27 protein-coding genes are annotated in these 23,893 nt (G+C 44.4%); 6 read left to right on the forward strand and 21 right to left on the reverse strand.

Features of this window, described 5'->3' with window-relative positions:
• Both MUG84_RS04550 and MUG84_RS04555 read left to right on the forward strand, forming a co-directional pair.
• Positions 1 to 94, forward strand: a 94-nt coding sequence (locus MUG84_RS04550; RefSeq protein ID WP_244723193.1) for an IS3 family transposase, incomplete at its 5' end; no start/stop codon positions are given.
• A 160-nt stretch (positions 95 to 254) separates the two neighbouring features.
• Positions 255 to 1,148, forward strand: a complete 894-nt coding sequence (locus tag MUG84_RS04555) for an alpha/beta fold hydrolase (RefSeq protein WP_244721002.1) — start codon at positions 255 to 257, stop codon at positions 1,146 to 1,148.
• Here MUG84_RS04555 and MUG84_RS04560 read toward each other — a convergent pair.
• The 6 genes from MUG84_RS04560 to MUG84_RS04585 all read right to left on the reverse strand — a co-directional run bounded on the left by MUG84_RS04560 (position 1,145) and on the right by MUG84_RS04585 (position 6,785).
• Positions 1,145 to 2,134: a phosphotransferase enzyme family protein gene (locus MUG84_RS04560; RefSeq protein WP_244723198.1), complete on the reverse strand. Its 990-nt coding sequence runs from the start codon at positions 2,132 to 2,134 to the stop codon at positions 1,145 to 1,147. The two genes, MUG84_RS04555 and MUG84_RS04560, sit on opposite strands and share 4 nt — an antisense overlap.
• Before the next feature lie 116 nt (positions 2,135 to 2,250).
• Positions 2,251 to 3,018 (reverse strand): DeoR/GlpR family DNA-binding transcription regulator, encoded by a 768-nt coding sequence (locus MUG84_RS04565; RefSeq protein ID WP_244721004.1) that lies wholly within the window; start codon positions 3,016 to 3,018, stop codon positions 2,251 to 2,253.
• A 197-nt stretch (positions 3,019 to 3,215) separates the two neighbouring features.
• Entirely contained in the window at positions 3,216 to 3,593 is a 378-nt protein-coding gene (locus MUG84_RS04570) for a DUF779 domain-containing protein (protein WP_244721006.1), read from the reverse strand.
• A 15-nt stretch (positions 3,594 to 3,608) separates the two neighbouring features.
• Positions 3,609 to 5,129: an aldehyde dehydrogenase gene (adh, locus tag MUG84_RS04575; protein WP_244721009.1), complete on the reverse strand. Its 1,521-nt coding sequence runs from the start codon at positions 5,127 to 5,129 to the stop codon at positions 3,609 to 3,611.
• Positions 5,130 to 5,478: 349 nt separating this feature from the next.
• Positions 5,479 to 5,847 (reverse strand): DUF4180 domain-containing protein, encoded by a 369-nt coding sequence (locus MUG84_RS04580; protein ID WP_244721013.1) that lies wholly within the window; start codon positions 5,845 to 5,847, stop codon positions 5,479 to 5,481.
• A gap of 20 nt (positions 5,848 to 5,867) precedes the next feature.
• Positions 5,868 to 6,785 carry an aminoglycoside phosphotransferase family protein gene (locus MUG84_RS04585; RefSeq protein ID WP_244721015.1) on the reverse strand — a complete coding sequence of 306 codons (918 nt, stop codon included), beginning with the start codon at positions 6,783 to 6,785 and terminating at the stop codon, positions 5,868 to 5,870.
• A 150-nt stretch (positions 6,786 to 6,935) separates the two neighbouring features.
• Between MUG84_RS04585 and MUG84_RS04590 the strand changes: the two genes are divergently transcribed.
• Positions 6,936 to 8,591: a histidine kinase N-terminal 7TM domain-containing diguanylate cyclase gene (locus MUG84_RS04590; protein WP_244723203.1), complete on the forward strand. Its 1,656-nt coding sequence runs from the start codon at positions 6,936 to 6,938 to the stop codon at positions 8,589 to 8,591.
• Between the two features lie 104 nt (positions 8,592 to 8,695).
• On the opposite strand, the gene MUG84_RS04595 is transcribed toward MUG84_RS04590, so the two are convergent.
• A complete protein-coding gene (locus tag MUG84_RS04595; protein WP_244723208.1) occupies positions 8,696 to 9,076 on the reverse strand; it encodes a YkvA family protein in 381 nt (126 codons plus the stop codon).
• 219 nt (positions 9,077 to 9,295) lie between these two features.
• Entirely contained in the window at positions 9,296 to 10,441 is a 1,146-nt protein-coding gene (locus tag MUG84_RS04600; protein ID WP_244721017.1) for a beta-ketoacyl-ACP synthase III, read from the reverse strand.
• A 196-nt stretch (positions 10,442 to 10,637) separates the two neighbouring features.
• On the opposite strand from MUG84_RS04600, the gene MUG84_RS04605 reads away from it, so the two are divergent.
• Positions 10,638 to 11,120: a DinB family protein gene (locus MUG84_RS04605; protein ID WP_244721019.1), complete on the forward strand. Its 483-nt coding sequence runs from the start codon at positions 10,638 to 10,640 to the stop codon at positions 11,118 to 11,120.
• 104 nt (positions 11,121 to 11,224) lie between these two features.
• On the opposite strand, the gene MUG84_RS04610 is transcribed toward MUG84_RS04605, so the two are convergent.
• Positions 11,225 to 11,674, reverse strand: a complete 450-nt coding sequence (locus MUG84_RS04610; protein ID WP_244721022.1) for a VOC family protein — start codon at positions 11,672 to 11,674, stop codon at positions 11,225 to 11,227.
• 121 nt (positions 11,675 to 11,795) lie between these two features.
• On the opposite strand from MUG84_RS04610, the gene MUG84_RS04615 reads away from it, so the two are divergent.
• Positions 11,796 to 12,734, forward strand: coding sequence for a helix-turn-helix transcriptional regulator (locus tag MUG84_RS04615; protein WP_244721024.1), 939 nt, complete (start codon positions 11,796 to 11,798; stop codon positions 12,732 to 12,734).
• Positions 12,735 to 12,803: 69 nt separating this feature from the next.
• Here MUG84_RS04615 and MUG84_RS04620 read toward each other — a convergent pair whose 3' ends face one another.
• Positions 12,804 to 13,247: a GNAT family N-acetyltransferase gene (locus tag MUG84_RS04620; RefSeq protein WP_244721027.1), complete on the reverse strand. Its 444-nt coding sequence runs from the start codon at positions 13,245 to 13,247 to the stop codon at positions 12,804 to 12,806.
• A gap of 258 nt (positions 13,248 to 13,505) precedes the next feature.
• On the opposite strand from MUG84_RS04620, the gene MUG84_RS04625 reads away from it, so the two are divergent.
• Positions 13,506 to 14,207, forward strand: a complete 702-nt coding sequence (locus tag MUG84_RS04625; RefSeq protein ID WP_244721030.1) for a GDSL-type esterase/lipase family protein — start codon at positions 13,506 to 13,508, stop codon at positions 14,205 to 14,207.
• Positions 14,208 to 14,481: 274 nt separating this feature from the next.
• Here the strand turns inward: MUG84_RS04625 and MUG84_RS04630 are convergent, their stop codons facing one another.
• The 11 genes from MUG84_RS04630 to MUG84_RS04680 form a co-directional block, all read right to left on the reverse strand.
• On the reverse strand, positions 14,482 to 15,858 hold the full coding sequence (locus MUG84_RS04630; RefSeq protein WP_244721033.1) for a UDP-N-acetylmuramoyl-tripeptide--D-alanyl-D-alanine ligase: 1,377 nt from the start codon (positions 15,856 to 15,858) through the stop codon (positions 14,482 to 14,484).
• 75 nt (positions 15,859 to 15,933) lie between these two features.
• Positions 15,934 to 16,170: an SEFIR domain-containing protein gene (locus MUG84_RS27605; protein ID WP_425313177.1), complete on the reverse strand. Its 237-nt coding sequence runs from the start codon at positions 16,168 to 16,170 to the stop codon at positions 15,934 to 15,936.
• Between the two features lie 233 nt (positions 16,171 to 16,403).
• Positions 16,404 to 16,682 (reverse strand): CPCC family cysteine-rich protein, encoded by a 279-nt coding sequence (locus MUG84_RS04640; protein WP_244721039.1) that lies wholly within the window; start codon positions 16,680 to 16,682, stop codon positions 16,404 to 16,406.
• A 40-nt stretch (positions 16,683 to 16,722) separates the two neighbouring features.
• Positions 16,723 to 17,211 (reverse strand): barstar family protein, encoded by a 489-nt coding sequence (locus MUG84_RS04645; protein ID WP_244721043.1) that lies wholly within the window; start codon positions 17,209 to 17,211, stop codon positions 16,723 to 16,725.
• 264 nt (positions 17,212 to 17,475) lie between these two features.
• Complete coding sequence (gene rlmD / locus MUG84_RS04650; RefSeq protein WP_244721047.1) at positions 17,476 to 19,059, reverse strand: 23S rRNA (uracil(1939)-C(5))-methyltransferase RlmD; 1,584 nt, start codon at positions 19,057 to 19,059, stop codon at positions 17,476 to 17,478.
• Between the two features lie 83 nt (positions 19,060 to 19,142).
• A complete protein-coding gene (gene csaA, locus MUG84_RS04655; RefSeq protein WP_244721051.1) occupies positions 19,143 to 19,472 on the reverse strand; it encodes a chaperone CsaA in 330 nt (109 codons plus the stop codon).
• A 292-nt stretch (positions 19,473 to 19,764) separates the two neighbouring features.
• Entirely contained in the window at positions 19,765 to 21,033 is a 1,269-nt protein-coding gene (locus MUG84_RS04660) for a DUF3824 domain-containing protein (protein WP_244721054.1), read from the reverse strand.
• Positions 21,034 to 21,051: 18 nt separating this feature from the next.
• Positions 21,052 to 21,504 (reverse strand): anti-sigma factor, encoded by a 453-nt coding sequence (locus MUG84_RS04665; RefSeq protein ID WP_244721057.1) that lies wholly within the window; start codon positions 21,502 to 21,504, stop codon positions 21,052 to 21,054.
• Positions 21,497 to 22,126: an RNA polymerase sigma factor gene (locus tag MUG84_RS04670; RefSeq protein ID WP_342346092.1), complete on the reverse strand. Its 630-nt coding sequence runs from the start codon at positions 22,124 to 22,126 to the stop codon at positions 21,497 to 21,499. Before MUG84_RS04670 ends, MUG84_RS04665 begins: the two co-directional genes overlap by 8 nt.
• 59 nt (positions 22,127 to 22,185) lie before the next feature.
• The gene (locus MUG84_RS04675) at positions 22,186 to 23,070 is read right to left on the reverse strand and encodes an NAD-dependent epimerase/dehydratase family protein (RefSeq protein WP_244721061.1); all 885 of its coding nucleotides are present in this window, start codon (positions 23,068 to 23,070) and stop codon (positions 22,186 to 22,188) included.
• Between the two features lie 115 nt (positions 23,071 to 23,185).
• Positions 23,186 to 23,878 (reverse strand): DnaD domain-containing protein, encoded by a 693-nt coding sequence (locus MUG84_RS04680; RefSeq protein WP_244721065.1) that lies wholly within the window; start codon positions 23,876 to 23,878, stop codon positions 23,186 to 23,188.
• Positions 23,879 to 23,893 lie beyond the last annotated feature (15 nt).

Raw genomic sequence — 23,893 nt, forward strand, 5'->3', positions numbered from 1 at the left:
ATATATCCACTATTACAACCACAAACGAATAAAGGCAAAACTAAAACGCATGAGCCCGGTACAGTACCGAACTCATGCGTTAGAGGTGGCCTAACTATATAATGTCTAACTTTTTGGGGTCACTTCAATGTCGGTTCCTTTTTTGTTTTTTGAAGAGAATATCCGAGAATGATAGGAAGCCGCTTTAGTTGTGACAGAAAATGGAATTTAGCTTACAATGGGGTTAAATCCATGTCGCGGGAGGTAAAGAAAGAATGACGTACATACAGCTTCAGGATCTGGAAGTCTTTTACGAAAAAATGGGATGCGGTGAACCCGTTCTGTTTTTGCACAGCGGATATTCGAGGGGAATCCTTGCTTTTGCTGGCCAACTGCTCGATTTTCAAAAGAATTACACCTGCTATTATCCCGATTTCCGAGGTCATGGCCGGACGCGCTGCGAAAGCCTGGAATGGAGCACGCCGCAACTTGCCAAGGATACGATCACGTTGATGGATGCTCTGGAGCTTCCAAAGGCACATCTAATCGGTTACAGCTTAGGAGCCAATGTTGGCTTGTACTGTGCGGTCTCACATCCCAAAAGGGTAGCAACACTCACGACCATCGGTACGAGCGGCTTCGCTGATCCTACAGGTGTGGAGGAATTTGAGCCAGAATGGCTCATTGAGCATGATAAGCAAGATACCATTAACCAAATGACGGAACGCCATGAGGAGGCGCACCGGGGTAACTGGCAGGAGCATATGCGGCAGTCTGCACAGGATTGGCGGTTGTATCCCAAGCTATCGGAAGATCAGCTGAAGAGCATATCCTGTCCTGCCCTGCTGATTACAGGCGAACATGATCCCTTTGCCGGCGAAGAGAAAATACGTTATTTAAGCTCCCTTATTCGGGACTCGGAGGCCATGGTGGTATGGGGAGGCAGCCACAGACCGCATATGGTTAGAGAGCAGCCCGTGCAGGTAAATGACCGTATTCTGCAGTTTTTGGCGGATCATCCGATCGAGAAAGCAAAAAAAAGGTACGGAACGCAGTACGGTCATTTTTCAGGTCAGGCATGCGTCTTCCGTACCTTGTTTTTATTGATATACGAAAGCATGAACTTCGAGGATTCCACACCCTTATATCGTAAGAAAGACTTCCGTTAAACGCTCTCTGTCTTCACTTTGAATCCTTCTCTCAAACGATTCCTGCTCCGCTGAAGTTTCTCCCGGAGGCCGGGGAGCCAGTCTGGACCATCCTCCATCTCACTGTCTTCGAGCGACCATAATAATCTGGAGAATCCGTACAGGTTTTCGAATCTTTTGAAAAAGGGAAGCCGGTCTATGAACCCTTCATTCAAATCCGCGACACTGCGGTAACCTTGTAAAAATGACTGTACGGCTGTACTCGAGAGAAGATCATCCGCAGAATCAAACAGATCGGAAACCGCGGAAATCACGTCTAACTCATACCATCCGTAGAAAGCATCATCGAAATCGATAATGTTGAGAGAATCCCGGTCGCAATTATAAAACACGTTGTCCGGTTGAAAATCGTAATGAATCAGCCCGTACGTTTCCTTGGAAACAGGCAGGGACTCAAGCCAACATGTGATCCGCTCCAGTTCCTCAGCCGCTGCTTGTTCCTCCGGATGATTGTGCAGTACCGCACCGATCTCTGTCAGCACGTCCCTCCAGCTTCTTCTGTGCTTCTGAACGGGCTCATAGTCTTTTGACAGCACATGCAAAGCCGCGAGCGAGCTTCCCCATACCACGCACTGCGATGCAGACAAGGTTCCGTCCAGTCTGTTTCCCTTCGCCGCTTCAAACACGACCCCAAAAAACTTTCCGTACGAAGTGCCCACCGTTTCAACGATCCGACCTTGACTCGATAAAATTGGCGACACACACGTGTATTGATGTGCAATAAGATACTGCATGAACTCCAATTCGGCCTCGATCTGGTCCACGTCATGATCCTGCTCTGTACTAAACCGCAGAAAGAATCTCTCCTGTTTTCGCTGAAAAGCATATACAAAATTCGTACTCGCCCGCCAAAACTGCAGGCTTCCTTCATCATGCTCCCAGCGCTGCAGCAGGCTACTCGCGATGTGGTCCGTGGCCGTGACCTTCGCCATGGTCTTTAAATTCATCAATGCAACGAATCCTCCCGTAGAGCACGCGGGGATGGTTCCTTGCTAACGAGCGCGCCCCCGCGCCTTCATTTTATTTTGAAAATCGTTATATTTCAAAACGTCACCCCAGGAGGTCATTTTGATTCGGCAACGATGACTTTCACGCCGCATGCTTCGATCTTCGCGATTTCTTCCTTCGATGTTTCTTCATCGGTAATGATCATGTTCAAAGCTTTAAGGGGATACATTCTCGCGAAGAAATCAATGCCAAATTGATAATGCTCGGCCAGGCAAATGTTTCTGCGGGAATTTTCAGCAATGGTCCGGCTAAAACTAGCGACTTCCGGCGTCGCTGTGCTTAAACCTTTTACAGACAATCCCCCTCCTGTTGCAAAAGAGAGATCGATCGTGAATTGACTTGCCAGAGAGTTAGCCAATGCATCGGTCATGTTGCCGGAAGGTTTAATTTTGCCTCCAATCAGATACGTTTGGATATGCTCAGCATCCTTCAAAGTATCCGCAATCTTTAAAGAGTTGGTGACCACTGTAAAATGAAAGTGCTTGGGCAGGTATTTCAACAGGACAAAATGAATTGCGGCTCCGCCAATAAAGACGGTCTCATTCTCCGAAATATAGGCTGCAGCCTGTTTGGCAATAGCGTTTTGATATACGTTCCCCTCTCCATATCTCTCGGAAGGCGGATGCGGCAGCTTTCTTACATTCGGGAGCGGGATGGCTCCACCATGCGTTCTTTTCAGAAGCTTCTCTTCCTCCATAATGGACAAGTCCCGCCGAATCGAATCGATAGAAACCTCAAACTGATCCGCCAAATCCTTAGCCAAAACCCTTCCTTCCCTGCCGAGCAGCTCCAGAATTTTGTCACGCCTTTCTTGAGTAAACATTGACATCCTCCTTAATTGGAAATTTATATCAATGAAGATATTTCCATTATATGCATGTTTTTTCCGTTTTTCAACGATTTTATTTTAATGTTTATTCATTTTTATTCCTGTTTTGTAATATTGAAGCCATAATGCCCGCAAAAAAGCCTGCTGAACAAGTTCAACAGGCTAATACGTTATTACAACATTTCCGTCCCTTACTTCAGATTCAGTTGCTGTAGCTCCTCTTCACTAAAAACTCGCGAGCGCGTCAGAAACCTTTTACCTTCAGGCCCTTCCAGAGAGAACATACCTCCCCGGCCGGGAACTACGTCGATGATTAACTGCGTGTATTTCCAGTACTCGTATTGGGCTTTACTCATGTAAAAGGGGGCTCCGCCGATCTCTCCCATCAACACGTCACTATCCCCAACAAGTAATTCTCCCAGAGGGAAACACATCGGGGAGCTTCCGTCACAGCAGCCTCCCGATTGATGAAACATAACCGGTCCATGCTTCGATCTCAAAAGCTCAATCAGCTCGAGTGCCGCATCCGTAGCGATGACCTTCCGAACCTCACTGTCTTCTATGGTCATATGGATGTTACCATTTTAGAAGAAGCCCAGCTTGTTCGGACTGTAGTTAATGAGCAGATTTTTCGTTTGCTGGTAATGGGATAGCATCATCAGGTGGTTCTCGCGGCCAATACCGGAGGATTTATACCCTCCAAACGCTGCATGCGCAGGATAGGCATGATAGCAGTTGGTCCACACGCGCCCAGCTTGAATCTGGCGTCCCACCCGATAAGCCGTGTTCACGTCGCGTGTCCACACTCCGGCACCCAGGCCATACAGTGTATCATTGGCAATGGCAAGCGCCTCTTCCTGATCTCTGAAGGTCGTTACGGAAACCACCGGTCCAAAAATTTCCTCTTGGAAGATTCTCATGTTATTTTGCCCTTTTAGAACGGTTGGCTGTATGTAATAGCCGTCTGAAAAGTCTCCGTCAATTGAGGCTCTGCCCCCACCGATCAGGCACTCGGCGCCTTCCTGTTTTCCGATGTCGATATAGCTGAGGATCTTCTCCATCTGCTCCGTGGATACCTGGGCACCGATCATGGTGGATGGATCCAGCGGATTTCCCTGCTTAATGGCACCGACGCGCTTCAAAGCCCGCTCCATAAACTCGTCATAGATGGATTCTTGGATTAGTGCACGGGAAGGACATGTGCAGACCTCGCCTTGGTTGAGCGCAAACAGTGTGAAACCTTCCAGCGCTTTATCGAAAAAGGCATCGTCCTTAGCCATGATATCTTCGAAGAAAATATTCGGCGATTTACCGCCGAGCTCCAGCGTAACCGGAATTAGGTTTTGAGAAGCGTACTGCATAATCAGGCGTCCCGTGGTCGTCTCTCCCGTGAAGGCTACCTTGGCTACCCTGCTGCTGGAAGCAAGCGGCTTGCCTGCCTCTAATCCAAAACCGTTCACGATGTTTACCACGCCCGGAGGAAGCAGATTTTCGATGAGCTCCATCAGAACGAGGATTGACGCAGGCGTTTGCTCCGCTGGCTTAAGCACAACGCAGTTGCCTGCCGCAAGCGCAGGAGCCAGCTTCCATGTCGCCATGAGGATCGGGAAGTTCCAAGGAATGATCTGACCCACAACCCCAAGCGGCTCATGAAAATGATATGCCACGGTGTCATCGTCAATTTGACTCAAAGATCCTTCCTGTGCCCGTATGCACCCGGCAAAATAGCGGAAATGATCGATCGCAAGCGGCAAATCCGCTGCCATCGTTTCCCGGATCGGCTTGCCGTTGTCCCATGTCTCTGCGACAGCGAGCATTTCCAGGTTGCTTTCAATCCGGTCCGCAATCCGGTTCAGAATGACTGCCCGCTCTGCCACAGATGTGCGTCCCCAGGCATTTTTAGCCTCATGTGCCGCATCGAGCGCCAGCTCAATATCATCCGCGGTCGAGCGCGGGACCTCGCAAAAAGCTTTGTTGTTAACAGGCGATACATTTTCAAAATATTGACCTTGAAGGGGGGCAACCCACTTGCCGCCGATATAATTTTCATAACGCTTCTTAAAAGTTACTTTCGATCCATTCTGTCCCGGTTCAGCATATACCATAAAAGAACAGCCTCCTCTAATAAAGATTTTCATCTCATCAGCCTTGGTTCATTGAAGGAATACGTAAACACAAAAAGAAATCGTCGTCATGTTATTGTGAAAAAGAACTCTTGGCTTGGACATTCACTACCCTGCTTTAAAAGGCAGAGTCGTAGTTTCAAAACGAGCCTGCTACTTCTTATCCTATGCAGATTTTCGTTCAGAGATTACTAGAATCAAGAATCCAATAATATGATAAAAAATGGTTTTGTCGAAAGTAGAACTGCCGCTGATGCCGTGTATTACGAACGTAAAAAAACCTCCCATTCAAAATGGAAGGCACCTGTTTCAATCTGCTCTGTCTCTAGTTTCAGGTATGAATCCGATGAAGTGCATCCAGCGCTCCCGCTTCTGTGCTCTTAAAGAACACCCTGCTGCCCTGATTGCATTCGTAAATAAAATCGTTCAGGCTTTTGCTGTTATAGCCGCTAAAATCACCTACAATGGCAATTCTCATCTCATAATTCGTGTATTTTTGCAAAATTTCGCCCGCCAGTCTTGTTTTTAACTCGAAAAAATCCTCTGTGATCTGTTCTTTCCGCAGCAGCATTTTGTCGTAGCCATTGTATCGGACGTTAGCCATGAGATCGAGTGCATCGTTCAAGTTTTGAATGATAATTTCTTCGCTTGAAATAACGGCAACTTTAGAGTTTTCTCTCTGGTCTATATGAATATTCATTGTTTAATCCTCTCCCTTACTTATTCATCGACTAGAGCACGTCTAATATTTGCTTTTGCCTCTTCAGCGATTTCGGCATTATGATCAGTTACGGCTTGCAGCAGGATTAACATGGGAATATAAACGGCAATCAAACGGGCAAGGATATGAGTCTCTTCGTCAACCTCTCCATATTCTTTAAAAAAGGCCTCACGTCCACCCGGAGGTACGAAGTTGTATGCAACACTCAGATCACATGCAGGATGACCGATATTCATATCGCCCCAGTCGATAATTCCAGCAATTTGCCCTGACTCATCCACCAGCATATTTTTAAAATGAAGATCACCGTGGAGGAAAACCTCTTTGGGTTCTACCCGGTCGATTGTCAGTGACTGCAAATACGCTTCGATTTGACGGTAATCTTCCTCCCGAATATGTCCCCTCAGGTCCGACAAGAACGTCAGCATTTTTTCCTTTCTGGAGGCGATGTCGGTGAGATTTCTGTGATCATGTGGAGCCCCATTTTCTTCGGCATCTTGTACTGGAAATGCATGCAATCCTTTTAGGAAACGCGCAAGGGCCGAAATGGATAAGCAGCGATGCTCATCCGTTAATCCGATCGGGAACTTCCCCGGTAAATACGTGTAACCCAGAAAAGGTGACGGATACTCCTGATTTCCCACTCCGTGAAATACCGGTTTTGAATACGGAATTGAAATCCTGTCCGCAAGCTTCGGCAGGATCCTGCCTTCCATTTCCAATAACGAAACAGCGACTTGTCTCCTCGGAAACCGAAAAACGTATTCATTTCCAACAAGATAAACGGTATTGTCCCAGCCATGATCTAATCTTCGAATCCGCTTGGATGACAGCTGCGGGAACTGACTATATATCAATGCAGACGCCATTTCTAGAGGCAAATCCCATTCCGCATCCCATAGATTTGTACTTCCCATATTTTTTTCTCCTTTTTATGTATCAATTCTACTATATATTTTAAATTTCTTTACATTTTGTATGTTAGTAGAGTATGTTTGCTATATGTGTTATTTTGTTCCGATATTTGGTAGAATCCACTATTACATAAGAGGTGTGCATTAAGCGTGATGGCATGGATAGACTTCGTGGTATTTCTCCTTTTATTTGCTTTATTGGTTTATGTATTCGCTTCCGTTTCGATAACCAAATTGCACAAGGCTTATTTGACTTTCCACTTTTTCATGATGTTTTGGCCATTCTGCCAGTTTGCCATAAAAGTAACGGAAAATCCAAAGGTCCAATTATTTTATGTGATGCTCGCCTTTGTGGATTTGGGTCTTTTGGCTGTCGGATGGCTATTTTTCACGTTTCTGCTAACAAGGGATTCTCTACCTTCCAAGAAAAAATCATTTCTGATTCCGCTACCTGCACTGCTTGGAGCTATCGCGGCCATTTGCAATCCGAATTCCTTATTCGTTGAGCCCGTGAACGGTGGGTACTACGAGCGAATCTATGGACCCATTTTCTGGATTACGGCTCCCCTCCTGCTCGGATACGGGATCGTTTCGCTGTACATGATCTATAAGACGTTGGTGTCAGATAATGCTCCGCGGATCAAAAAGCAAGTGAAGCAGGTATTACGCGGGATTATGGTCATGATTATATTCATCTGCGCGGATATATTGGTCAATGTGGTCTTTCCCTTACCTCAAAAGGTTACGCCAGGATTGACATCGCTTGGCATTTTATTTTCCGCTGTCTTTTTTGTAATTGCCATTCACCGTGACAAGGTACTTGATCTCCTGAGCATCGCTCATCAAGATATTATTAATACGATTACAAACGGAATCCTGGTGCTTGACGATAATGAAACGATTATCGAAATCAACCGATCGCTGTCTCCATTTCTTGACCTTAAAATTGGTGACCGTTTCGATATTTCTATGATCATACCTCAGCATGAGTCCGTGGACAAAAAGGAGAAATTCATCAATACTTACCGTGAAAATCCTTTGAATCGAATTGAAGTCGATGTGCTATACCTGTTTAATGAACCCTGTTTTGTCTATATTCATGTCTCTCCGATCATGGTTAGCGGCACAAGAGCTGGACGGATTATTACTTTTCAGGATATGACCGAGATTCGCCGTCTCATTGATGAGACCACATTGCAAAATGAAATTCTGCAAGAGCGAAACCAATCGCTTATTTCGATTCAGCAGGAACTACATCTAACCAACCAGAAGCTGCAGGAAATGGCGGTTACCGATGGTTTGACTGGCTGCTATAATCGACATTATTTAACACAGCAGTTGGAACGTGAAGTAAACAAAAATATGGAATATCAAATACCTTTCTCCATTCTGCTGCTGGACATCGACTTTTTCAAGCTTATTAACGATAATTACGGGCATATGGTCGGTGACGAGGTCATTTGCGGTACGGTGAGCATGATCAAACAAATCCTTCGTCCGTCAGACATCCTGGCCCGTTTTGGTGGAGAAGAATTTATCATCTATCTGCCAAATACCACATCGTCTGAAGCCAACCAATTGGCTGAGCAAATTCTGAATACCGTGGAATCGAATGCTATCAAAGTTCCTCATATTATACAATCTTTATCTATTACGATCAGTATTGGACTGTTATCTATCCATCAATTCCCGGAGGAGAATCCTCTGAATTCGAGGGATACGCTGAATGACATGTTCCAATCGGTGGACCAGGTTCTGTATCAAGCCAAAAGGGGAGGCCGGAACCGGATTGCAAGTGTAATTATATAAGGTATTTAAAATAGGCCGAGACGCTTCGTTTTTCTGTGGTTATCGGCTTTTTTTATTTCTTCTTTTTCACTTTACGTTTACGTTTCCGCAATGACTTGAATGAACTAATGGCCGAACTTTTTATAGATCATTATGGAAATCCAGATGGCAAAAAGTACCCAAACAATGATGAACAAGGTTGCCGTGAACCAGTTCTTAGGCTTTTTTTGAAACTCCTGCGCCTTTTCTCTGTTTTCTTCAATAACATCTTTGGGAATCATTTTCAAGGCAAGAACGATACCTAACGGGACTATGATTAAATCGTCAAGATAGCCTAGAATCGGGATAAAATCAGGAATTAGGTCGATGGGACTGAACGCATAAGCCACAACACACATAGTAAATAGTTTCGCGTACCACTTGACTCTAGGGTCTCTATAAGAAAGATACAGGGCAATCAGATTGGACTTCAATTGCTTTGCAATTTGCTTAAGTTTTTGTAGGATGGTACAATTCCCCTCTCGCCAGGCTAAATCAGATCAGTATTGCTTCTCAGATAATTCCACTTCAAAAAGGAACAACCCTTCCACTTGGGAAGGGTCTTGACACCGATACATCTAATTATAATTCTTTCTACACGAGAAGTGAACAGCTATCCACATGGCCAAGGTGGCTGTTAAAACTAATATGTATGAGTCTGTAGAAAAAGTGTCAATCAATGCAATTTATTCATGCACTTCAGTAGAAGCTCCCACTACAGTCAACATCATAATAGAAGATTGGAATCTGCCGCTTTCAGGAACGACGCACACTACTTGCTCACCTTCAGATAGACGCCCGGAGTACAGTAGTTCCTCTAGCATAATATATATCGAAGCCGCAGCCGTGTTCCCCTTCGTATATAAATTGGTGAACCATTTCTCTTCCGGGATATTCACCCCGCCAAGCTCCAGCAACTTGAAAATTTCATCCCTGAAAAAATGCGATGAATAATGGCAGACCATCCAATCAATGGCCTCAGGGTCGATCCGCCCCTCCTCCACAAGCTCCAAAAACCGATGGGTTCCTACCTTGGTAATTTCATTGACAAGCCTTACGTCCTGCTTTAGATTCAGAGCTCCATGATCCGCCGCTTCATGAATGGATGAATAATCAAGCCAGGAACGGTTTCCGTCTTCTTTACTCATCCCTGAATACATGCAGACATCGTATTGATTCGCATACGACTTGTTATCGATCCATTCAATACGCAGCGATTGTCCCTGTGTGGAAGGCGTATTTTGCAAAATCGCTGCACCTGCTCCATCGGAAAGCATAAATCGTAAAAAGTCCGTATCGAATGGTACTCGGCTGTTGCTATAAATTCCCTGGGCTTCGAATTTCGTATGCTTAAATTCACGGCTCAGAAACTCACTGGAACAAGCTATTGCTGCTTCATGTTCACCTGCTTTTATATGTAAATAAGCATTCTTCAAAGCTTGCATCCCGCTAGCGCATAACCCGGCATGTGATGATATTTCCATAACGGGCAAACCGGTCTCCGCATGCACCATACTGGCGAAGCCGGGTAGAAGCATGTCGCCTCTAGTCGTGCCTGTCGCTAGGAACCCGATTTCATGATCCGGTAGATTCCCATTACGTTCCAATGCTTCGCGAATAGCTAGGGAAGCCATCTCCGCGTTCGTGTATAGACTCTTTTGCTCTTTATCCATGGCATAATATCGCTGCTTGATTTGATTTTTCTCTAGTATGATCCGCTTGGTTTTGGAAGATTTGCCTCCGATTTTGCCGAGATAATCCTCGATTTCATCATTTTCAACCGGAGAGCCAGGAAGAAACTTACCCATACTAGTAATATAGACCGGATTCATAGAACACCTCGTAAGTTTTATATATTGCTAATTATTATAGATATTCTATGAATTGTAAAGTATTGGAATTCGATATGAAGCGGGGTTCACCCGCTTATAATTTTTGATCCGATTTGCACTCCGTTTGAAAAGTATCCAAATTAATACTATGATGAACTTGGACAGGTACAGAACAATATCAAAGAGGAGTGTTAAGATGTATAGAACGGTTCAAGATTTTGTAAATGAATGGTCACATGCAGCAGTTGGAACGATCAAGGTTCTTGAAGCAATGTCAGATGAAAAGCTGGGGCAATCTATCGTGGAAGGCCATAGCTCCCTTGGATGGTTGGGCTGGCACTTAACCACCTCTCCAATGTTCTTTGCAGGTATGGCGGGACTAAGTATGGAACCCGTTGGCGACCCTAAGGCGATACCTACTCAAGCTAGCGAGATTGTTACAGGCTATAAGACCATGGCTGAACGCTTAAAAAATGCTGCAGAGACGTTGACCGATGAACAAATGGTGGAAAGCGTTGATACATTTGCGGGACCGACTCCACGCGGTGCTGTGCTTCGCATGCTTATCGATCACCAGACACATCATCGTGGTCAGATGACGGTTCTTCTGCGTCAAGCAGGCTTGACTGTCCCAGGTGTTATCGGTCCTACAAGAGAAGAGCAGATGAAGATGAAATAAAGGCATTACCTCCCGGTCCAGAGACTAGTTACCGTCCTTATTAGCCGATATGTTGTACAATCCAGATTATGAATAAAAGCCCCATTTAGGGGCTTTTGTAGTCTTTATTTTAGTCGATCATCATACATTAATTGAATTTGAATGCCGAACGGGTCCTCAATAATGCCGTATGCTTTGCTAAATACATTCTTAGCTAAAGGAACAATGATTCGTACCCTATCATCTGTAGTTAAGCTCTTGTAGAAACGCTCAATTTCTTCTAAGTCCGCACTTTGAATACACAATGAGGTGTTGTTGCCAACTGTGTATTTTTCTTTGGGATCCATTGGATTTTCTGCCAGCATGACTTTTGTTTTTCCGATGGATAAGACGGAGTGAGTAATATAATGCTTATTTTCATCCGTAAGCTGCAGTGAGCTGTCGCGTTTTGCCATGTCTTCATAGGTAACGAGCAACAATTCCTTAGCGTCAAAATGCTTTTTGTAAAAATCGACAGCTTCTTTTGCTTTTCCGTTCATCGATAAGAAAATAGCTACTTCTAGTGTTGCACTCATTATATCAGACTCCTTTTGTATAATGATTTCAGGTGGATATCTTATCATGTTGATATATGACCTTGAACTTATCATAATTGATAAAGGTATCAAAACATGACACCTTTATAAGGAGATTTATATGAAGAAATCAGAAAGATTAAATGACATGATCAGATACTTAAACGGTCGGGAGTTCTTTAATTTAAATGACCTCATGGAGAAATACAATATTTCAAAAAGCACAGCTCTACGTGATATTAGTTCATTAGAACAATTAGGTATGCCTATTTTTTCGGAACATGGCCGACATGGACGATATGGGATCTTAAAAAATAGATTGTTATCACCCATTATTTTTACGATGGATGAAGTGTATGCTCTGTACTTTGCCATGTTGACTTTAGAAGCTTATCAGTCAACGCCATTTCATTTAAGTGTCAACCAACTAAATGAGAAGTTTGAAAACTGTCTTTCTAAAGAACAAATCAGACAGATTCACAACATGAAAAAAGTCCTGCAATTTGAAATGTATCAGCATCATCATGTGAGTCGTTTTCTAGATAAAATTCTAAAAAGCATTCTTAATGAGAGCAGCTGTAGGATTCAATACGCAAAAAATAATCAGGAAAAAAGTTACCATGTTCAATTTTTCAAAATTTCCGCTAAGTTTGGTCAATGGTATGCTACTGGGATAGAGCTAAATACCAATCAATATAGAGTTTTCAGATGTGATCGAATAACCTTTATTGAAGAAGTGGAAACCACATCTCACTGTTCTATAGATGAACTCCTTAGTCGTTCATTAGAAATTTATCAATCTGAGGAGAGAATTGACTTTGAAGTTGAAATTTCTGAACAAGCAAAGGATATTTTTTATAAAGAACATTATCCTTCTATGAAAATAGAAAATGGTAATAAAACCGTCATCAGGGGATTCTATAATCCAGGAGAAGAGGAGTTTATAGCTAACTATTTTATGAGATATGGTTATCATGTTATATCTGTGAAACCTCAATCATTAAAACAAATGATCCAAGATCGGGTAGAGAAACTCTTCAATTACTATCAAAAAATATAGATCAGCACGTATATCATAGGACTTTTTATCCCGGTAACACGTGGCATGGCCCATCCCGCAACCGAACCTTCACCGATTGACTAACAGACTCATAGTAATGTTTCTTTCAGAGAACCCCATTTGCTTATAAAGTTGAACCGCATGATTTTCTGCAAAAACTCCCAGACGAATCTCAGAGTATCCCTCAGATTCCAGGTGCTCAATGGCGTTTTTCATTAGGTGCTTAGAGATGCCTTTTCCCCTGAAATCTTGAAGCACGTATAGTTCGTATATAAAGCCAATTATCTCATCGGTGAATTGGTCTTTGCTTGACCCTATTAGAATCCACCCCATCAGCTCATCTTCTTCCGTAGCAATTAAGTAATAACACCCCTTCCCCAAAAGTGGCTCAACGAGTTGCTTCATTTTTTCGTCTGTTGGTCTAACTCCACCCAGTGTCCCTTCAAATAAAGCTTGTGGCGAGAGTTTCAAAATGTTTTCAAGTTCCACAATGTTTGGTTTTCTAATCTCCATAAGATAGTGTTCGCTCCTAGATATTAATTTTAAAACAAAAGAGGGGCTATTTCCCCCTCTTCACTGATGTCCGTCAAAACATCTTAATTCAATTGTCTTTCCCACCTATATTCACACTTTCCGCACCAACAGTGCACAGCACTCCACATGTGTTGAATGCATTTAGCGGAAAAAATAATCAGAGCCGATTAACCGCCGTTTCGAAATGTTACTTCGATTAATAGGATAGGAATAAACTACTAGAAGGAGGTGTTTTCTTTGTCCGATAAACATGGGCACAAATCTGATCAACACCAGCATCACACTCTTCAATATACAGCTCTCGGTGATTCCATTGCATTTGGTGTTGGAGGCACTGATCATTATGGGTACGTTAATTATTTTCGAGATTTTTTGGCTACTGTATGCCATCGTGTAAATTTAACAAATCGGGCTGTTCCAGGTTTCACAAGTACTGATTTGCTCCATCAACTTCAACAGGATTCTACCGCTCGACAAGCAATAAAAAAAGCTAATCTAATTACCATTAGTATTGGTGGAGGAAACCTATTCAATTGTTTAGCTACTCCTACGCCTGCATGTTTTGAAAATGGAGTGCTAACTTTTGTTGAAGACTGGCCCCGAATTTTAAAAGAAATTCGTAAATCCATAAGATCTCGAGCTAAAATTCTTGTTATGACTGTTTACAATCCGCTGAAATGTGATGATCCCAATTACAACTCAATCGATTTCTTTATCCAACAAATTAACCAAGTGATAAAGAAGCGCGAAAACCGTTCAAAATATCAATATAAGGTTGTTAATGTCCATCGTGATTTTCGAGGAACATTCACTGATGGGCGTTGCAAGGTTTGTACTTGGACACATTTCTGTGAACTTCCCCCTAATGTACATCCCACTGACGCGGGCCATTTAGAAATTGCTCGTTTACATGAATTGAAATTTCTGAAACATTGTTAGATAATTTTGCGGATATTGATTAAATGAAACAAACGGTGCATTGAATGAAAAACGTTGCGAAACGTTTTTAACAGAAAAAGACACTGACGATCAAATCCATGCCGTTAAAAAGCATATAGCTTCGAGGGGCTTAATTTGATACCCCTTTCAATTTTAGTAACACTGTACACTCCACATGTGTTGAGTAGACAGTGAAAACAATTCTATATTGTGTCCTCATCAGATTGGTGTTTGCTCTAATGAGCGATTTGAAGGAAGAGTACACTTTGTCTTCCTAAATTTCCTTAAGCTGTTCAACTACTTCCTCAAGTTTCATTCCCCTAGAACCCTTGACTAAAACAACTGAATTTGTTTGTATTATCGATTCTACTGCTTTAACAATCTCTTCTTTCTGATGGAATGCTATTACATGTCCTTGTGGGAAAACTCCCATAGCCTCCAATGCTATGTATTCAGCAAGTTTTCCTACCGTGAAAACGTAATTTACATATCTTGGGTCTAATAAACGTCCAATCTCTTGATGGAATAGGATTTCGTTTTCCCCTAATTCAAACATGTCACCTAGAACTATGATTTTTTGATTATATTCGGAAAGTTCCTGAAATGTTTCAATTGCACTTTTCATGGAAGTAGGACTAGCATTCCATGCGTCATTTATAACAATGAAGCCAGATTTTGATTTAGACTTTTCCATTCTCATTCCAGTTATTTCAAGTTTTTTTAAACCCTTTGTTATATTTTCTTTGGTCACTCCTAGATGTTCAGCTACTGCAATAGATGCAAGTGCATTATTTACATTATGTGCACCAATAAGAGGAAAACTATAAGAATGACCATTTAAAACGAAGGTTGTACTGTCAGATAAAGCGGAAATTGAAGTTGTAAAATAATCATTTTGATTGGATAATCCAAAACGAATAATCTTAACAGATTCATGCAAGTTAAGTTTTTTTATGCCTTCTTCCAATAACTCCTCGTCACCATTGATGACAATTACACTATTTTCGGGTAATCCATTTGTGATTTGTAATTTCGCCTGAGCAATGTTTTCCCTTAACCCAAAATTGGATATATGGGATTCACCTATCATAGTCAACACTGCAACGTTTGGTTGGGCGATACTCGCTAATCGTTCCATTTCTCCAAGGTAACTTATTCCCATTTCTAATACGACTACTTCGGTGTCTTTATTAGTTTCAAGTAAAGTTATCGGTAATCCGTATTGTCCATTTAGGTTACCTTGTGTCTTATGTACTTTAAAAGTGGTGCTAAGTATCGAACTAATCATATCTTTAGTTGTTGTTTTCCCGTTACTTCCAGTTATTCCTATAATGATAGCGTGCAATTCAGTTCGGTATGCTTTAGCTAATGCTTGTAGTGCAACAAAAGTATCCTCGACAATAATTAAGGGGATATTTAGGGGAGGGTTCGGATGATTTTTTTGCCACAGCGAAGCAACTGCACCATTATCTACCGCATTTAATGCATATTTATGACCATCATCATTTCTTATAATAGGAATGAAAAGATTACCTTGTTTAGTTGTTCTAGAATCAATGGACACACCCTTGATTAAAATGGTTTGAGAATCGGGAAGTAATACTTCTCCTGATACCATCTTTGCAATATCGTTTAAATTTTTCTGTATCAAAAGTAATTCCCCTCCCTGTTTAATTCAATAAACAATTTTATTCAAACATTTATAAATTTAATCCCTCTAAATTTACTACAAAATGGATTCTGATAAAAGAGAATGTCTGTTAAACCCACTCGATATCACTGCGTGCGTACAACGCCATTTGTATTCCTCTGCCTTTGTTTTGTATCCTCTATCACAGATAACTAAAACCTTTTCTATCTCTTCGGAACGAACCATACTCTCCATAAAGGCATTAATGTCATGCCCTTCCTTCAAGTCCCATTTGTCCAATACCACTTCAGCGTAGTTATCTCGTAGCCTAATGGCTAACTCTAGTTACCCAGTCCTCATGCACTTGAGAAGTCCAGCTATAAGAAATGATACTTTGGGTGGCTTCAATGTTTTGTCAGTCTTATAAAATTCTCTCCTTGTCATAAACACTACAGTTCTTGTCCAACGGGGAGAACATCTTCAACTTTTCGTCCTTTGAAAACAGAAAATCAATATCACTATGATGGAGTCCTATTCTCACGCATTACTCCTCTTCAAAATTGACCTTACACACATTCGCTAAAAGGATTCCAATTGGGGTCACGCACATCATCGTCAGTTGGTTTCCTAACAAATTTTACGCACCGTTCTTCGCATGCCCCGAACTCTATAAAATTTTTCTGCCCTTGTCTTAAAGATACTTCATTTGCCCCACCCTCATAGTCTGGATCATCAAACTGTACACCATCATCTTCCCAAAAACAAATTTTACATATTTCATAAGTACCAGTTGGCTGTTCATCTAAAGTCATGTATCCACAGCACGGACAAGTATATTTTTCCATCTTATCACCGCACTTTACAATCTTCGTCTTGTCCCATTCCCTATAGACCTCTATTCTTATTAAGCCACTCTTCGTTATTCCACAGTACAGGCATTGCTCCTACCGATTGAATATGTAACTGTGGGTCGTTTGAATGCACAAAAGCGATCAACTTTTTTTGATTTTCTACAAGTAATCTCCAAGAATTATTTTGGATAATGTCTAACACATGGTACGTAGTGTCTTTATCTCGTGCATTGAATTTGTCGAAGTTCTTGAAGACTAATACGAAACCTTCATTGCTAGGAACAATATCAGAAAGGCAATCATTAAAAGCATCTAGGTTTTTTCCGTAGTAATTGGGGAACTCAAGAGTTTTGCCTAATTCCAATAGACAAGCATTCTTATCCCATGACTCACAATCGAAGAGATATACGTCAAATCCTTCTTCTTTTATATTTTCAACATACTTTTCTAGTATGCTTTGTCTCCAAAACATAACGATAGAACCATTCATCATCAACGACTTCCATAATACTTCTCGTTCCATCTATCTAACCCCCAAATAACTTTCATCTGAACAATGACCTAAACCTATTGTACCATATGTTAGTATTTTTCTTTTCGTATCGTTATAATTTTTACGTCTGGTTGCTGTGTAAATGTGTACTGCCCGATATTGATAACAGAGACATTCATTTAGCTGTTAAACCATCCCAACCATCCCCGAGTATCGTATGACAAACTCCCGCTTACCTTATGAAGGCAAAAAAATACCCTCTCAATGAAGAGAGGGCAATCCCACATTAACTTCTCATTCGTTATTTCCGTTCCAAACTAATAGTGAGCAACATTCCACATGCGCCGTCTGTGGGAACATATCCACCGGCTGCACCCATTCGATGCGGTACCCGCCGCTTAGCAATACCTGGCAGTCCTTCGCCAGCGTTGCCGGGTTGCATGATACGTACACCAGCCGTTTCGGCTTGGACTTCACGATTGCGTCAAGTAGCGGACGCTCGCAGCCGGTCCGCGGCGGATCGACCACGACGACGTCGGGATGGATGCCGCGGTTGACCCAATCGGGCAGCAGCTGCTCAGCGCGGCCCTCGTAGAAATGAGCGTTGTCTACGCCCGAAGATTTCGCATTGTCGCGGGCATCCAGTACCGCCTCAGGGATCAGTTCAATCCCGCGAACCTCCTGCGCAAATGGAGCCAGCCAAAGTCCGATCGTGCCGGTACCGCAGTATGCATCCACCACAAGCTCCGAGCCACTGAGTCCTGCAGCCTCCTGTACCGCATTGTACAGCTTGACCGTCTGCTCCGGATTCAGCTGGAAAAATGCCCGCGGAGACAAAGCGAATCGAACATCGCCTAAGGACTCTTCGAGCTGCTCGGCACCCCAAAGAATGTTTGTTTTGCTGCCAAAAACAAGTGGCGATTTGCCCTTATGGATGTTTTGCGCGATGGTAATCACCATCGGCAGCCGCTCGCGGATCTTCTCGACCAGCTGTCTCGAATCCGGCAAGCGGTCCACTGCAGTGATGAACGTCAGCTGCACCTTGCCGCTGGCTTGGCCTACACGGGCTACGATGGTCCGGACCGCTCCTTCACGCGTTCGCTCATTGTAGACGGGTATTTGGAGCTCCTCCATGACTTCCTTCACCTGATCGATGACGCGGTTGACGACCGGATGCTGAATCGGACAGCCACTGATATCGATCAGGCGATGCGATCCCGCCGCATACAGTCCTGCGATAATATCTTTTCCTTCACGACCAGCCTGAAGCTGCGCTTTGTTCCGGTAGCCCCACGGGTTGTCCATGCTGATAATCGGTCGAAGCGGAATCTCTTGTATTCGGGCATAACGTTGGAAGGATTCCCGTACGATTTCTTCTTTGGCCTGCAGCTGCGCCTCGTATGTCATATGCTGAAGCTGGCAGCCTCCGCATTCCCCGTACACAGGACAAGGCGGCTCCTGCCTATGCGGTGAGCGTTTCTCGATCTCAATAATCTCTCCGTTTAGGAATCCTTGTTCCACCTTGGTCACTTTGGCCTTAACTACTTCATTCGTTAATGCTCCATCTATAAACACAGCCTTCCGGCGGTAATACCCGACACCTTCTCCATTGATACCGATTCGCTTGATCGTAACGATGATCCGGTCTCCTATTTTCACGTCCTCCGCAGAAGCAGCCGGCTTATTCGCAGTATGCTGTGGACGGTACGGCGCCTTTTGATTCCTTTGCGTTGATTGCGTTTTACCCTGATGATGTTGCTGCTTTGGATGGGCAGTCTTCGTCCGGGCAGAAGGAGCACCCGCAGGTTTGGCCGACCGCTTGTCTGTTCCACCGCCTGCCATGGTCCCCTTCGCCTTGTTGTGTGTTTTCTCAGCCATCCTCAACCTCGCTCCGTTTCTTCATAAATTCATTCTTACACTATATCACAGCGGAGCCTGATCCCCAAAGGGTTGTTCTCTTATCATGCGATCGGGGTTCCATTGGGTACTACCATATCCGGCTTCAGAAGCACCACATCGCCTTCTTCCGGTACACCGCCTAGTACCAGAACTTCCGAGTCAAAACCCGCGATTCTCCGGGGAGGAAAGTTCACCACAGCAGCCACCTGTCTGCCTACAAGCTGATTGGGCGTATATCTCTTCGTAATTTGGGCCGAAGAACGCTTGATTCCCAGATCACCGAAATCGATTTCAAGTTTGATCGCGGGTTTGCGGGCCTTTGTAAAAGGTTCTGCCTTCGTAATCGTTCCAATTCGAATATCCAGCTTCAAAAAGTCTTCAATCGCTGCCATGCTGCATCACACTCACAATTCGGTAGTTTTATTTGAGATCATCCGATAGTACTTCAAACTCAACATCTTAGCAGATCGTCTAAAGGATCACAAACGAATATTTAGTTTAAATCAAAAAATACTAAAGCTTCCGACTTAGGGGATCGGACCTTCGATGAAATAAAACAAAAAAGGAGCAGCATTTTGCTCCCCCTTCTCAATTTAATATTTTGAATGCGTCGTACCTTCTATTTTTATTATTCTACGATTCGCTTCTAAAACGACGCAGCTTGCAATTGTTATCGAACCACGGTCACTTCCCGTGAAACTTCCGTTCCTTGTCCGCACGACTCTTCCCTGTTCCCAGCATCAGCTTGATGCCGCCCGCGATCAGGAGCACCGCAACGATAATCGGCTTCAGATAATGGCTGATTTTGTAGTCGATGTACATATTCGGGAACCAGTTGTTCATGGCCGGTACCAGAATACTCGTACCCACATAATAAATTCCCAGTATCATCAGTCCAACGCCCAGCCAGCGCTGATGATTAGATATGCCTTCAACAATCGGACGGTCGATCAGAGGCTCACGCCCATACCGGCTCGTTTGCTGCAGCCCGTCGAAGAACGAGAAGAACCAGATCAGCGGGATCAAAAAGAGAAACAGCGACAGATGCAGTACATCAAGCACATACACGCTGCCCAGAAAAAAAATCATGAGCTGAAGCCCTCTTTTTTGAAGTCCGAGATACATGTGACCTGCACCGGGAAAGGCCGACAGCAGCGTAGCAAGCACCTTGCTCCGTTTGCCTTCCTCGCGCCCGGCTTCCATATCGTCGAAAAGACTACGGTCTAGAAGAATTTCCCCCGCCTGTCTGCGGTGAATGAGCTGAACGGCATCAAACATGCAGTACAGCCAAATGATCGGAAGCACGCCCAGGAACAACAGGAATACCGAATGACTCGTCAAGCCGGTTAGGAAAAACATAATCGTACCCAGCCCGAAAAATGCGATCAAAAATGATAGCCCGCGCTGCATCAGTCCCATGTGCAAATGGCCAAGCCCCGGTACAAAGGACAGCAGAATCGTGTAGAACCGTTCACTCTCTGGACTCTGTGAAGAGCCAGTTTGGGGTGGATAGGGCTCAAAGTGCATATTCGGCGCCTCAAAGTTGTTCTCTTGCTCCGGATAGAGCCCCATGCCCGAAGGCGGATTTCCAGGATTGGCATATGCCTGATAACCACCCGCTTGATACCCGTTAGGCTGGTAGCCGTGAGGCGGATAAGGCGCCGGGGGCATGCGCAGCAGATAAATAATCAGATCCAGCATGCAAAAAATCCACAACACGGCTGCGCAAAAAGCGGTTAAACCAAAAAAGACTTTATCATTCGACGCAACCATCAGCATGAACCCAAGCAAGATGCCTCCAAAAAACAGAAGCGGATAGATAAATCCTCTCCCTTTTCTCCCCATATAATAGTGCCCCAGCCCAGGGATGAAATTGAGGATAAAGGCTGACATTTTATTGCGGTTCTGTTCCAAATTCATCTTTCCTTTCCAAGGATTATTATTCATCGACATCAAGTCATCTGCTAATGCCTAAGGCTTCATCTTGTCGAGCCAGTCTGTCGTCACTTTAACCAGCTCCTCGCTGTAGGATGACTTGTTCATATGTGTATCAGCCTTCTGCGGCTCTGGCGTAAGCTTGTCGAACCAACCTGCCGAGAGGAAGACCAAGGTTAGGCTGGCTGCTACTACATAATGGAATAACCGGTGCTCATACCAGCGTGGCCTGCTGCCTTTTGGCTCCAGATGTACCATGGACGTGTGTGATGTTTCAAGCTGATTCATGACATGCTCTACAAAATGCTCTGGATCTTCGAGAACAGGTAATCCTTGCGCTTCCATATCCAAGGCCTGCATATATATTGCAAATGCCTGCTCATCCTCCAGAAGGAGCGATTCCATCCACTCAGCCCGCTCGGGTGAGAGTTCACCACGGATATACGCCGCCCAGTCCTCTAAGAGCGGAACCTGCCTGTTGTCACTCATTCCATTCTTCCTCCTTCCAGTGTGTACGAATCCAGTTTCTCGCCCGGTACAGCCTTGACTCTACCGTTTTCACCGCAATATCCTGTTCTGTGGCAATTTGGTCATAACTTTTTTCTTGTATATAAAATTGAATTAAAATGTCCCTGTGCTGGGAAGGCAGGAGATTCATTTTTTTCTCGAACAGCATCTTTTTCTCTTTGCGGACCAGCTGCCCCAGCACATCCTCTTCCGATGACGGCAGATACTGGATCAGCTCGCCATCGACCATTTGATCTTCCCGTCGTCTGTTCAGCTTGCGTTTGGCATCAATGGCTTTATGTACCGCGATGCGGGTAATCCATGTCTTGAACCCTTGGGAACGGTAATCCGGGAGAGATTTATACACTTGCAAAAAAACTTCCTGTGCCGCGTCTTCCGCTTCTTTCGTATTTTTGAGCACAGAATAGGCCGTTTGGAACACATGCTGCCCGTATTGCTCCACAAGCTTCCGGAATGCAGCCTGGTCGCCGCGCCTGATTTGATCGATCAATCGTTCTTCGTCAATCTTTCTCTCCCCCTTCCCCGTATCAATAGACGACAAGATTTTCGCTAACCCTGCATCTTTTTCAAAAAAAATTTTCACAAAAGAAAACAGCCTCATTCCCTGAGGAAAAAGGCTGTCGGTTTCTTCACATTACCGTCCTACCTTTCTTGCACCGCCAGCTGGCGAATCAAAGCCGGAAGCCAGGAACGTAGCGGCTGGAATGGATAGCCCAATCGTTCCGCCTTGTTCGTATCCATCACCCAGGAGTCCGGCACGCCGAACGGAGATTGATCCTCATCTTTGGCCTGCTTGGATATCATGGCTTTCTTGCCTGTTTCCTTCTCGATCCATCCCATCAGCTCGGATAATTTCACATCCCCCTGTGAGCGGGCGTTGATCGCACCTTCAACCCGCTGATTTTTGAGCCAGCTCAGGAAGGCTGCCGCTTCACCGGAGGAAATAAAGCACATTTTCGCCTGAAGGTTCGGGATCCCGATCGGCTGCTCTTTTTTCACATGATCAATGTGGAATTCAAGCCGTCCCGTATAATCATCCTCGCCAAGTACGATCGGAAACCGCACAGCAACAACCGGGAAATCAGCATTTTGGAAAAATACCGCTTCGGCTAGGCGTTTACCCTCTCCATAAGGGAAGTCATTACGGCCGCCCATGGTAACCGGGTAAATATACGGGTTTACGTCTTTTTCTTCATGCGATCCGGGAGCCGGTTCATAGACTGCCAGCGTGGAAGTCAGTATGTATCTTTTCACTTTGCCGTTAAACACATCACATGCATCCTGTGCAGCCTGAGGAGAGTAACAAATATTGTCGTACACGGTATCCCATTCCCGTCCCCCCTCAACCGCTTTGGCCAGCGATTCTTTATCTTCACGGTCGAGCTGAATCCGCCCGATCTGATCGCCAAATTCATCCTCGGTGGTGCCACGGGTTGCAATGGTTACTTTATGCCCTTCTTCCAGCAGAAGCTGGACAAGCCTTTTGCCGAAAAAACGGGTTCCGCCCAAAATAAGTATGTTCTTCATATATGATCCTCCCTAATCTTCATAACAAAATAGCCTATTTCAAATTCTCTTCGTATTTTACCACAAAAAGCGTGTCTTCCGAATGCTCCCGGAAAGACACGCTCTTGTGGAAATATTATGATCGTCCGCTGCTGCGGAATTTTTGTGTATAGGCTTTGGCGTCGTTCACCGTTTTTACGCGGTTCCTACTCCATTCGAGCAGAATCCGGTCAATGTACCTGAGATGAACTTTTCCGGCGAACACCGCTTCTTTCAGCGCCATTCGGATCAGCTCTTCAGGATACCTGTCCTGGTCGATCCAGTTAGAAATCGTTTCGCATTCCATCGGCGACAAAGGCCGGCCAAACTCCTTCTCGAAGATGATGAACAGATTGTGTCCTTCCTCCTGATCGGGAGCCTCCTGATGCTTCTGACGGATATGCTGGACAGGTTTCCTCTTCTCCTGGGCAGCCAGGCAGCGTCCTAACTTCTCATACAGACCGGACAGATTGTAACGTTCATATTGTATATTCTGCAATGCGTCAAGCTCTTCATCGATGCTGATCAAGCCTGCTTTTAACAGTTTTTGCAAACTTTGCGCGATCGACTGGGTCGAAGCTCCAGTAACATCCTGCAGCTCCTCAAGTGTTGGAAAGTCCTTTTGCTCCACTTGTTTAAAGGAGATCAGATGGATCAGGAGAAGCGTCTCCTGATCGCTAAGCTTCAGCTTGCGGTAATGTTGGAGCAGAACATACGGAATAACCGCCATACCCGCTCCCAAACCGGATGAAGCTCCCTCGGCCCATGTTTTCCATCCTGCGCTGTCCATGAGCTTCACCTCTCC

Origin of the sequence: Paenibacillus mangrovi (assembly GCF_022898935.1) — a bacterium.
Classification (GTDB): Bacteria; Bacillota; Bacilli; order Paenibacillales; family Paenibacillaceae; genus Paenibacillus_AQ; species Paenibacillus_AQ mangrovi.

Bases quoted from the DNA above. Each gene is read 5' to 3' on its own strand.
- MUG84_RS04615 (WP_244721024.1), top strand. From the start codon at position 11,796: ATGAAGAAATCAGAAAGATTAAATGACATGATCAGATACTTAAACGGT.
- MUG84_RS04580 (WP_244721013.1), bottom strand. From the start codon at position 5,847: ATGAATATTCATATAGACCAGAGAGAAAACTCTAAAGTTGCCGTTATT.
- MUG84_RS04680 (WP_244721065.1), bottom strand. From the start codon at position 23,878: ATGGACAGCGCAGGATGGAAAACATGGGCCGAGGGAGCTTCATCCGGT.
- MUG84_RS04585 (WP_244721015.1), bottom strand. From the start codon at position 6,785: ATGGGAAGTACAAATCTATGGGATGCGGAATGGGATTTGCCTCTAGAA.
- adh (WP_244721009.1), bottom strand. From the start codon at position 5,129: ATGGTATATGCTGAACCGGGACAGAATGGATCGAAAGTAACTTTTAAG.
- MUG84_RS04640 (WP_244721039.1), bottom strand. From the start codon at position 16,682: ATGGAAAAATATACTTGTCCGTGCTGTGGATACATGACTTTAGATGAA.
- MUG84_RS04665 (WP_244721057.1), bottom strand. From the start codon at position 21,504: ATGAGTGACAACAGGCAGGTTCCGCTCTTAGAGGACTGGGCGGCGTAT.
- MUG84_RS04565 (WP_244721004.1), bottom strand. From the start codon at position 3,018: ATGTTTACTCAAGAAAGGCGTGACAAAATTCTGGAGCTGCTCGGCAGG.
- MUG84_RS04620 (WP_244721027.1), bottom strand. From the start codon at position 13,247: ATGGAGATTAGAAAACCAAACATTGTGGAACTTGAAAACATTTTGAAA.
- MUG84_RS04645 (WP_244721043.1), bottom strand. From the start codon at position 17,211: ATGGAACGAGAAGTATTATGGAAGTCGTTGATGATGAATGGTTCTATC.
- MUG84_RS04560 (WP_244723198.1), bottom strand. From the start codon at position 2,134: ATGAATTTAAAGACCATGGCGAAGGTCACGGCCACGGACCACATCGCG.
- rlmD (WP_244721047.1), bottom strand. From the start codon at position 19,059: ATGGCTGAGAAAACACACAACAAGGCGAAGGGGACCATGGCAGGCGGT.
- csaA (WP_244721051.1), bottom strand. From the start codon at position 19,472: ATGGCAGCGATTGAAGACTTTTTGAAGCTGGATATTCGAATTGGAACG.
- MUG84_RS04610 (WP_244721022.1), bottom strand. From the start codon at position 11,674: ATGAGTGCAACACTAGAAGTAGCTATTTTCTTATCGATGAACGGAAAA.
- MUG84_RS04570 (WP_244721006.1), bottom strand. From the start codon at position 3,593: ATGACCATAGAAGACAGTGAGGTTCGGAAGGTCATCGCTACGGATGCG.
- MUG84_RS04605 (WP_244721019.1), top strand. From the start codon at position 10,638: ATGTATAGAACGGTTCAAGATTTTGTAAATGAATGGTCACATGCAGCA.
- MUG84_RS04555 (WP_244721002.1), top strand. From the start codon at position 255: ATGACGTACATACAGCTTCAGGATCTGGAAGTCTTTTACGAAAAAATG.
- MUG84_RS04590 (WP_244723203.1), top strand. From the start codon at position 6,936: ATGGCATGGATAGACTTCGTGGTATTTCTCCTTTTATTTGCTTTATTG.
- MUG84_RS04600 (WP_244721017.1), bottom strand. From the start codon at position 10,441: ATGAATCCGGTCTATATTACTAGTATGGGTAAGTTTCTTCCTGGCTCT.
- MUG84_RS04675 (WP_244721061.1), bottom strand. From the start codon at position 23,070: ATGAAGAACATACTTATTTTGGGCGGAACCCGTTTTTTCGGCAAAAGG.
- MUG84_RS04660 (WP_244721054.1), bottom strand. From the start codon at position 21,033: ATGTCGATGAATAATAATCCTTGGAAAGGAAAGATGAATTTGGAACAG.